We start from the raw sequence: 9215 nt of genomic DNA, 5'->3' as shown, positions 1-9215 counted from the left end.
GGGGAGAGGAGGGAGCCCGTCGTTTGCTCCCTCAATCGTCATAGCTGTGCCCCGCGCGCAGCCCGTCCCGCACCCGCGCTGCGATCGCCAGAAACTCCGGCGTCTCGCGGATGTCGAGCGGCCGCTCTCTCGGCAGCGTCGATTCGATGATGTCGCTGACACGGCCCGGGCGCGGCGACATGACGACGATGCGCGTCGACAGATAGACGGCCTCCGGAATGGAGTGGGTGACGAAGCAGATGGTCTTGTTGGTGCGTCCCCACAATTCCAGCAGCTGCTCGTTGAGATGGTCGCGCACGATCTCGTCCAGCGCGCCGAACGGCTCGTCCATCAGCAGCAGGTCGGCGTCGAAGGCCAGCGCACGGGCAATCGAGGCGCGCTGCTGCATGCCGCCCGAGAGCTGCCAGGGATATTTCTTCTCGAATCCAGAGAGGTTGACGAGGCCGAGCGTGCGCTTGATCCGCTCGCCTTGCTCCGCCCTGGACAGGCCCATGATCTCCAGCGGCAGCCCCACATTGCGCTCGATGGTCCGCCACGGAAACAGCGCCGCCGCCTGAAAGACATAGCCATAGGCGCGTTTCTCGCGCGCCTGCTCTGCTGTCATGCCATTGACGGAAATCGCCCCCGAGGTCGGCTTCTCCAGATCGGCGATGACGCGCAGCAGCGTGGTCTTGCCGCAGCCCGAAGGCCCGATGAAGGAGACGAACTCGCCCTTGCCGATGGTGAGATCGACATTGGACAGCGCCTGCACCGGCCCGTCATTGGTCTGGAAAGTCAGCCCGAGTTTGCTTGCCGCGACGACGGCTGGCGAATTCCCCGTCATCGGTTGCCGCCTGCCTGTTTCCGTTCCCGCGGCGGCTGGAATCCGATTGCTTTTATCGCGATGTTGTTTTCCACTTGCCCTGTCCCATTTGGCCCTGTCCCTCTGACCTTGTCCCACGCGATCGACGCCCGGAGTTTCCCCGATGTCGCCCAAACCCACTTGTCATCTTATCCGCCCTGAAAGCACTTATGAAGGCAAGCAGGGGCTGACCTATTTCGCCGGCATTGCCGCCGAGACCGTCGGTGCGTCCGGCATCTGCATGCACATGCTCACCATGCCGCCCGGCGCCCGCGCCAAGGCGCATATGCACGAGAGCCACGAGACGGCGATCTATGTGCTCTCCGGCGAAGTCCACACCTGGTATGGCGACCGGCTCGAGCATCATATCGTCGTCAAGGCCGGTGATCTCTTCTACATCCCCGCCGGCGTGCCGCATCTGCCGGCCAACCTGAGCGGCGCCCCGTCCTCTGCCGTCATTGCGCGCACCGATCCCAACGAACAGGAGAGCGTCGTCCTGCTGCCGGAACTGGATGCGCTGGTCGCCGGAAGCTGACTTCGCCGGGCTAGGCGCCCGTCGGCCAATTGCTAGAGGTTTGCGCCCGCCAGCTTCGGCAATCATCGGCACCGAGACACTTCCCCATAGACGGTGCCGTCCGCATCCGCGATCACCAGTTTCTTGGCGTTCTTGGTGCTGTGCTTGATGATGAAGGTGGCGGGCGCCTTGCCCTCTTCGCCTTCGGCCTTGCACTCCGCCTTCACCACAAGCGAGCCGTCGGCCTGGACCCTCTTGCCGGTGAAGGTGCAAGCGCTCGTCGCCGTGATGAAGTCGGTGTTGGTTAGAAGCAGCATGTCCTCGGCGTAGACTTCCTGGCCGTTCTTGTTGATGCAGCCGGACTTGTTGCCATAAGGTTTGGCTAGGTCGATGCCGGCCGCCGACACTTGGCTGGCCACCAGAACCAAAACTGCCGCGAAAAGAAGTCCCCCGCGCCGCACCTCAAACCCCGGTCGCCGGGATGCCGGTGCGTTCCACTTTGCGCGGCGCGGAGATTTCCTTCCACGTCGACAGCGCCCGGTTGACGGCCGCATTCGGCTCGCGGCCGACGAATTCACCATGGCCGGGCTTGGCCTTGACCTCGGACTCCTGGATCGACAGTTCGCCACGCGAGAACACGAACCGCGGCAGGCCGGTCACCTCGAAACCCTCGAAGACATTGTAGTCGATCACCGATTGCTGCTTCTTGGACGAAATTGTCTTCTTGCGCTTGGGATCCCAGACGACGATGTCGGCGTCGGCGCCCTCTACGATGGCGCCCTTCTTCGGATACATGTTGAGGATCTTGGCGATGTTGGTCGAGGTCACCGCGACGAACTCGTTCATCGTCAGCCGGCCGGTGTTGACGCCTGTGGTCCACAGCACCGGCATGCGGTCTTCAAGCCCGCCGGTGCCGTTCGGGATCTTGGTGAAATCGCCGACGCCGTTGCGCTTCTGTTTGGTGGTGAAAGCGCAATGATCGGTCGCCACCACCTGCAGCGACCCCGCCTGGAGGCCGGCCCACAGCGAGTCCTGGTGCGATTTGTTGCGGAAGGGCGGGCTCATCACGCGGCGTGCCGCATGGTCCCAGTCCTTGTCGAAATACTCGCTCTCGTCCAGCGTCAGGTGCTGGATCAGCGGCTCGCCGAACACCCGCATGCCCTTCTGGCGCGCCCGGCGGATCGCTTCGTGGCTCTGCTCGCAGGAGACATGCACGACATAGAGCGGCACGCCGGCCATGTCGGCGATCATGATGGCGCGGTTGGTCGCCTCGCCTTCCACTTCGGGCGGCCGTGAATAGGCGTGGCCCTCGGGGCCGTTGTTGCCGGCAGCCAGCAGCTTCTGCGACAGTGCCGCCACCACGTCGCCATTCTCGGCATGAACGAGCGGCAGCGCGCCGAGATCGGCGCAGCGCTGGAACGACGCATACATCTCGTCGTCGTCGACCATCAGCGCGCCCTTGTAGGCCATGAAATGCTTGAACGAGGTGATGCCCTTGTCGACGACCGTGGCCATCTCGTCGAACACCTGCTTGCCCCACCAGGTGATCGCCATGTGGAAGGAATAGTCGCACGACGCCTTCGAGGTCTTGTTGTCCCACATCTGCAAGGCTTCGAGCAGCGACTGCTGAGGCGCCGGCAGGCAGAAATCGACCACCATGGTCGTGCCGCCGGAGAGCGCCGCGCGCGTGCCGGACTCGAAGTCATCGGCCGAATAGGTGCCCATGAACGGCATTTCGAGATGGGTGTGCGGGTCGATGCCGCCCGGCATGACGTAGCAGCCGGTGGCGTCGAACTCATGGTCGCCATGCAGGCCCGAACCGATGGCGACGATCTTGCCGTGCTGCATCAGCACATCGGCCTTCCAGGTGCGGTCGGCGGTGACGATGGTGCCGTTTCGGATGACTTTGGTCATTGACTGTTCCCTTGTTCTCTTCGCGCTTCTTTACGAGCGTCGTTTGGAAGGTGGATTCTAAGCTCACTCCACGATGACAGCCGTCTCCACCACCGCGTGGAACAAGACATCGGCACCCGCCGAAGCCCATTCCTTGGTGATCTCCTCGGCCTCGTTGTGGCTGAGGCCATCGACGCAAGGGCACATCACCATCGCGGTGGGCGCGACGCGGTTGATCCAGCAGGCGTCGTGGCCGGCACCGGAAACGATGTTGCGATGGGAATAGCCAAGGCGGTCGGCGGCATCGCGGATCGCCTTGACGCAGCCGGCATCGAAAGTCACCGGATCGAAAGCGCCGACCTGTTCGATCTCGTAGCGGATGTCGAGTGCATCGCAGATCGTGTCGATGCCTTCGCGGATGCGGCCATCCATCGCGTCCAGCACTTCTTTTTCCGGCGAGCGGATATCGACGGTGAAGACGGTGCGCCCGGCGATGATGTTGCGCGAATTGGGATAGACCTCCATGTGGCCGACCGCGCCGACGGCATCGGGCTGGTAGTCCATGGCGATCTCGTGCACCAGTTCGATCACCCGCGCCATGCCGAGCCCGGCATTGCGGCGCTTGGGCATCGGCGTCGAGCCGGTATGGGCTTCCTTGCCGGTCAGCGTCACCTGCAGCCATTTAAGGCCCTGGCCATGGGTGACGACACCGATGTCGATATCCTCGTCCTCGAGGATCGGACCCTGTTCGATATGCAGTTCGAAGAAGGCATGGATCTTGCGGTCGCCGACCTTCTCGGGGCCTTTCCAGCCGATGCGCTCCAGTTCCTCGCCGAATTTCTTGCCCTGCTTGTCGACATGCCCGTACACATCGGCCTGGTCGAGCACGCCGGCGAACACGCCGGACGCCATCATAGCCGGCGCGAAGCGCGAGCCCTCCTCGTTCGTCCAGTTGGTGACGACGATCGGATGTTTGGTCTTGATGCCGAGATCGTTGAGCGAGCGCACCACTTCAAGCCCGCCCAGTACGCCGAGCACGCCGTCATACTTGCCGCCGGTCGGCTGCGTATCGAGATGGCTGCCGACATAGACCGGCGGCAGGCTGGGATCGGTGCCTTCGCGGCGGGCAAACATCGTGCCCATTTCATCGACGCCCATTTCGAGCCCGGCCGCATCGCACCAGCGCTTGAACAGATGCCGCCCTTCGCCGTCTTCGTCGGTCACGGTCTGGCGATTGTTGCCGCCGGCAATGCCGGGGCCAATCTTCGCCATCTCCATGATGGAATCCCACAAACGGTCTGAATTGATTCGCAGATTCTCGCCGGGTGCGGCCATCTCGAGTTCCCATCTACACCGGGGGTCTTGTCGCCCCTTGAGTGATTTACAGCTTGACCGTATGGTCAGCTTTTAAACTACACAACCTGACCAAGCGGTCAACTAGAATCTTGGGGTAGACATGGCAGAACCCACCCGCCCCATGCGGCGACAGGAGATCCGCCGAGAGAATGAAAAAACCATTCTCGTCGCTGCAGAGAAGGTGTTTGCGGAGGCAGGGTTTGGCGGCGCCACGATGCAGTTGATTGCGGATCTGGCCGGACTGCCGAAGGCAAATCTCCACTACTATTTCGCCACCAAGGAAGAGCTTTACCGGTCGGTCGTTCAAAACATCTTTGAAATCTGGCTACAGGCGGCCAATTGCTTCGACGCGGCGCGCGGGCCCATAGACGGCATCAGTGCCTATATCGACGCCAAGATGGAAATATCACGCCGCCATCCCGACGGCTCGAAGGTCTGGGCCTCCGAAGTGATGCACGGGGCGCCGGTGCTTCAGGACTATATGGAATCGACGCTGCGCGAATGGACCGACGGCCGCGTCGAGATCATCAGGCGCTGGATCGAGGAAGCCAAGATGGACCCGGTGGATCCGCGCCATCTGCTCTATATGCTTTGGGCTACGACCCAGCACTACGCCGATTTCGGCCATCAGATCGAGACACTCAATGGCGGAAAACCTCTGTCCGACCGGCAATGGCGGGAAGCCAAGGAAAATATCAAGCGGGTGATCCTGACCGGGATCGGTGCGTTGCCCGCCTGACTGTAATGGTTCGTTGCAAGCAAAAGGTCAGGTCGGCGCGCTGCCGCGCCGACCTCAACCGACCGCGTCAGTCCGTCAATCGATTGACCTCAGCACATCGCGAACATGGTCGATCAATTCGTTGATCTGGCCCTTGGTGATGATCAGCGGCGGCGACAGCGCGATGATGTCGCCGGTGGTGCGGATCAGCGCGCCGCGCTCGAACGCCTTGACGAAGGCCGAGAAGGCCCGCTTGGTCGGCTGGCCGGCGATCGGCGCCAGCTCGATCGCACCGATCAGGCCGATGTTCCTGATATCGATGACGTTCGGCTCGCCTTTCAGCGAATGCAGCGCGTCTTCCCAGTACGGCGCCAGCTCCTCGCCACGGGTCAGCAAGCCCTCTTCCTTGTAGGTGTCAAGCGTGCCGAGTGCGGCCGCGCAGGCGATCGGGTTGCCCGAATAGGTGTAGCCGTGGAAGAACTCGATCATGTGCTCGGGGCCGGTCATGAAGGCGTCGTGGATCTCCTTCTTCACAAACACCGCGCCCATCGGGATGACGCCGTTGGAGACGCCCTTGGCGGTGGTCATGATGTCGGGCGTGACACCGAAATAGTCGGCGGCGAACGGTGTGCCGAGACGGCCGAAACCGGTGATGACCTCATCGAAGATCAACAGGATGCCGTGCTTGGTGCAGATCTCGCGCAGCTTCTCCAGATAACCCTTCGGCGGCAGGATGACGCCGGTGGAGCCGGCGACCGGCTCGACGATGACGGCGGCGATGGTCGAAGCGTCGTGCAGGGCGACGATACGCTCCAGCTCGTTGGCGAGTTCCGCGCCATACTCCGGCACACCCTTGGTGAAGGCGTTCTTTTCCGGCAGATGCGTGTGCGGCATATGGTCGACGCCGCCGAGCAGCGTGCCGAACATCTTGCGGTTGGTGACGATGCCGCCGACCGAGATGCCGCCGAAATTGACGCCGTGATAGCCGCGCTCGCGGCCGATCAACCGGGTGCGCGAGCCCTCGCCCTTCACACGGTGATAGGCGATCGCCATTTTGAGCGCGGTCTCGACCGATTCCGAGCCGGAATTGGTGAAGAAGACATGGTCCATGCCCTTGGGCGCCAGGTCGACCAGGCGGTTGGCCAGTTCGAACACGATCGGATGGCCCATCTGGAAGGCCGGCGCATAATCGAGTTCGGCAGCCTGGTGCTGGATCGCCTCGGTGATCTTCGGACGGCAGTGGCCGGCATTGACGCACCACAGGCCGGCGGTGCCGTCGAGCACCTTGCGGCCGTCGCTGGTTGTGTAATGCATGTCCTTGGCGGACACCATCATGCGCGGCGCCTGCTTGAACTGCCGGTTTGCCGTGAACGGCATCCAGAATGCACTGAGATCGTTCGGCGTGACTTTCAGCCGGTTGGACATGACCAGGACTTCCCCTTGTAAACTGTTTCGCTGCGCCCAACGCTTGGTCTTTGCCGCGTTTTCATGCTACGGAAATTTTTGACCGATTGGACAAACGTTAGCACCGCCCTTTAGGCGGTCAAGGATTACTAGCGGAAATGCGGCACCTGAAGTGCGTTCCACAGGCTAGGGAAAAACTGGTCCAGAGAATTGGTCCAGATGAGCCTCAACACGAGGGCTTGCAACGGTGACCATCGGCACGGATGCCCCTCGCCGCACCCGCATCCAGCAGGAAAAGCGCGAACTCATCCTGGAGGCGGCGCTTGAGGTCTTCTCCACCAACGGCTTTCGCGGCTCGACCATCGACCAGATCGCCGAAGCCGCCGGCATGTCGAAGCCGAACCTGCTCTATTATTTCCGGCGCAAGGAAGACATCCACGAAACGCTGATGCAGCGCCTGCTCGACACCTGGCTGGCGCCACTGCGCGAACTCGACGACATTGGCGATCCCCTAACCGAACTGCGCAGCTACATCAGGCGCAAGCTGGAGATGGCGCGCGATTTTCCGCGCGAGAGCCGGCTGTTCGCCAACGAGATCCTGCAAGGCGCGCCACGCATCATGCCGCTGCTGGCGGGCGAACTGAAAACGCTGGTCGACGAGAAGGCCGCCGTCATCAAGGGCTGGATGCGCGCCGGCAAGATCGCCAAGACCGACCCGTGGCACCTGATCTTCTCGATCTGGGCGACGACGCAGCATTATGCCGATTTCGACGTCCAGGTCCGCGCCGTGCTCGGACCGAACCGTGGCGGCGACGGCCGCTTCGAGGATGCGGCAAGATTTCTCGAGCAGTTGTTCCTCGATGGGCTGAAGCCGAAGGGCTAAATGGTTTCGTCATTCTAGGGCGAAGCAAGGAGCGAAGCGACGCGGCGCAGACCCTACAATCCATGCCGCGACTTCAACGCGCCGCAAAGGTCCAAATTCTGCTCCGTAGTACTCTTCGGCAAACGTCCCGGCATGGATCCTCGGGTCTCCGCGTCCGCTTCGCCCGTGGATGACGAAGCCGAGGGGGACGCCAGCCAACCTCAGGCGCTGCGCCGCTCGGCCGGCAGCGCGTCCAGCAATGCCTGCAGCTTGGCGATCGAATTCTGCTCGGCTAACGGCGTGTAGACGATCAGCTTCATGTCCGAGCCGTCGCCGATCGACAGGCTCATATGCTCGAAGGTCATGGCGCCCGCGCTCGGGTGCCGGACATGTTTCACCCCCGACAACCGATGCGCGACGTCGCGCTGCGGCCACCAGGCACGAAATTCGGGGCTCGAACGGGTCATCAACTCGATCAGCCGCTCGAAATCCGGATCGCCGACATAGCGGGCGCTCGTGGCCCGGAACGAGGCCAGCACGGTGCGCGCCAGTTGCTCCCAGTCGACCAGCAGGTGCCGGTGATGCGGGCTCGTGAACACCATGTGGACGATGTTGCGGGCGTCACCCTCCAGCAGGCCATAATCGCCGAACACCGCCACCGCCGCCGGGTTCCAGGCCAGCACGTCCCAGCGCCGCCCGACGACATAGGCCGGCTGCAGCACCAGGCTCTGCAGCATGTGCAGCAACGGGCCATCGACCTTTTCCGGCGCTACGGCACGGCGCTCCGGCTGTTGGCGGTCGGCAAGGATGAACAGATGCTGTTGTTCGGCGGCGTCGAGGCGCAGTGCTTCGGCGAGCGCCGTCAGCACCTCGACCGAGGGCCTGACCTCCCGCCCCTGCTCCAGCCATGTGTACCAGGTCGTGCCGACGCCGGCGATCATCGCCACCTCCTCGCGCCGTAGTCCCGGCGTACGCCGTCTGAGACCGGTGGCGATGCCTGCGGCCGAGGGCGTCAGCCTTTCCCGGCGCGAGCGCAGGAAGGCGCCGAGTTCGCGTCGGCGGCTGTCTTCAGCCGAACGTGTGGGGGCCGCGTGAGGTTGGGACTCCATGCGCGTATTATAGCAGTATTGATACCAGGATAAAGTTTGAACTGTTTGGCCAGCGCCAACTGGCCCATCTTCCGTTCAGAGCAACAGAACGGAGGCTCTGAACATGGAACTCAAAGACAAGACGATCCTCATCACCGGCTCGACAGACGGCGTCGGCCGCGTTGTCGCGCAACGGCTCGGCGCCGCGGGCGCCCGTGTGCTGGTGCACGGCCGCGATGCGATGCGCGGCAAGGCTGTTGTCACCGAGATCGAAGCCGCCGGCGGCAAGGCAGAGCTTCTGGTCGCCGACCTCTCTTCGCTGGCCGAGGTGCGCCACCTCGCCGAGGCGGTGCGCGCCCGGACGAACCGGCTGGACATCCTCATCAACAATGCCGGCATCGGCACAGCGGGCCAAGGTGCCAAAAGGCAGGTGAGTGCCGACGGCTATGAACTGCGCTTCGCGGTCAACTATCTCGCCGGTTTCCTGCTGACATCGGAGCTCCTGCCATTGCTGAAGGCCAGTGCGCCGGCGCGCATCG

General features: G+C 63.1%; 10 protein-coding genes. 4 read left to right on the top strand and 6 right to left on the bottom strand.

Features of this window, described 5'->3' with window-relative positions; all coding sequences use genetic code 11:
• Positions 1-31: 31 nt before the first annotated feature.
• The gene (locus EN914_RS13520; protein WP_013530913.1) at positions 32-823 is read right to left on the bottom strand and encodes an ABC transporter ATP-binding protein; all 792 of its coding nucleotides are present in this window, start codon (positions 821-823) and stop codon (positions 32-34) included.
• A gap of 142 nt (positions 824-965) precedes the next feature.
• On the opposite strand from EN914_RS13520, the gene EN914_RS13515 reads away from it, so the two are divergent.
• Positions 966-1376 (top strand): cupin domain-containing protein, encoded by a 411-nt coding sequence (locus tag EN914_RS13515; RefSeq protein WP_013530912.1) that lies wholly within the window; start codon positions 966-968, stop codon positions 1374-1376.
• Between the two features lie 62 nt (positions 1377-1438).
• On the opposite strand, the gene EN914_RS13510 is transcribed toward EN914_RS13515, so the two are convergent.
• The 3 genes from EN914_RS13510 to EN914_RS13500 form a co-directional block, all read right to left on the bottom strand.
• Positions 1439-1774 (bottom strand): hypothetical protein, encoded by a 336-nt coding sequence (locus EN914_RS13510; RefSeq protein ID WP_245265282.1) that lies wholly within the window; start codon positions 1772-1774, stop codon positions 1439-1441.
• 43 nt (positions 1775-1817) lie between these two features.
• Positions 1818-3269, bottom strand: a complete 1452-nt coding sequence (gene hydA / locus EN914_RS13505; protein WP_024501503.1) for a dihydropyrimidinase — start codon at positions 3267-3269, stop codon at positions 1818-1820.
• Between the two features lie 63 nt (positions 3270-3332).
• Entirely contained in the window at positions 3333-4583 is a 1251-nt protein-coding gene (locus EN914_RS13500) for a Zn-dependent hydrolase (RefSeq protein WP_013530909.1), read from the bottom strand.
• 121 nt (positions 4584-4704) lie between these two features.
• Here EN914_RS13500 and EN914_RS13495 point away from each other — a divergent pair, with 121 nt between their 5' ends.
• On the top strand, positions 4705-5343 hold the full coding sequence (locus tag EN914_RS13495) for a TetR/AcrR family transcriptional regulator (RefSeq protein ID WP_013530908.1): 639 nt from the start codon (positions 4705-4707) through the stop codon (positions 5341-5343).
• A 75-nt stretch (positions 5344-5418) separates the two neighbouring features.
• On the opposite strand, the gene EN914_RS13490 is transcribed toward EN914_RS13495, so the two are convergent.
• Complete coding sequence (locus EN914_RS13490) at positions 5419-6747, bottom strand: aspartate aminotransferase family protein (protein ID WP_013530907.1); 1329 nt, start codon at positions 6745-6747, stop codon at positions 5419-5421.
• Between the two features lie 226 nt (positions 6748-6973).
• Here EN914_RS13490 and EN914_RS13485 point away from each other — a divergent pair, with 226 nt between their 5' ends.
• Complete coding sequence (locus EN914_RS13485; RefSeq protein ID WP_013530906.1) at positions 6974-7609, top strand: TetR family transcriptional regulator C-terminal domain-containing protein; 636 nt, start codon at positions 6974-6976, stop codon at positions 7607-7609.
• A gap of 200 nt (positions 7610-7809) precedes the next feature.
• Here the strand turns inward: EN914_RS13485 and EN914_RS13480 are convergent, their stop codons facing one another.
• Positions 7810-8697 (bottom strand): helix-turn-helix transcriptional regulator, encoded by an 888-nt coding sequence (locus tag EN914_RS13480; RefSeq protein WP_024501504.1) that lies wholly within the window; start codon positions 8695-8697, stop codon positions 7810-7812.
• A gap of 103 nt (positions 8698-8800) precedes the next feature.
• Between EN914_RS13480 and EN914_RS13475 the strand changes: the two genes are divergently transcribed.
• On the top strand, positions 8801-9215 hold a 415-nt coding region (locus tag EN914_RS13475), incomplete at its 3' end, for an SDR family NAD(P)-dependent oxidoreductase (RefSeq protein ID WP_127389119.1).

The sequence above is a fragment of the Mesorhizobium sp. M7A.F.Ca.CA.001.08.2.1 genome (genome assembly GCF_003998455.1).
Taxonomy (GTDB): Bacteria; Pseudomonadota; Alphaproteobacteria; order Rhizobiales; family Rhizobiaceae; genus Mesorhizobium; species Mesorhizobium ciceri.
This window is presented reverse-complemented; position numbering and strand designations above follow the sequence as displayed.

What these genes read in the sequence shown, in the direction of transcription:
- EN914_RS13490 (WP_013530907.1), bottom strand. Translation starts at nt 6,747, where the DNA reads ATGTCCAACCGGCTGAAAGTCACGCCGAACGATCTCAGTGCATTCTGG.
- EN914_RS13500 (WP_013530909.1), bottom strand. Translation starts at nt 4,583, where the DNA reads ATGGCCGCACCCGGCGAGAATCTGCGAATCAATTCAGACCGTTTGTGG.
- hydA (WP_024501503.1), bottom strand. Translation starts at nt 3,269, where the DNA reads ATGACCAAAGTCATCCGAAACGGCACCATCGTCACCGCCGACCGCACC.
- EN914_RS13515 (WP_013530912.1), top strand. Translation starts at nt 966, where the DNA reads ATGTCGCCCAAACCCACTTGTCATCTTATCCGCCCTGAAAGCACTTAT.
- EN914_RS13495 (WP_013530908.1), top strand. Translation starts at nt 4,705, where the DNA reads ATGGCAGAACCCACCCGCCCCATGCGGCGACAGGAGATCCGCCGAGAG.
- EN914_RS13520 (WP_013530913.1), bottom strand. Translation starts at nt 823, where the DNA reads ATGACGGGGAATTCGCCAGCCGTCGTCGCGGCAAGCAAACTCGGGCTG.
- EN914_RS13480 (WP_024501504.1), bottom strand. Translation starts at nt 8,697, where the DNA reads ATGGAGTCCCAACCTCACGCGGCCCCCACACGTTCGGCTGAAGACAGC.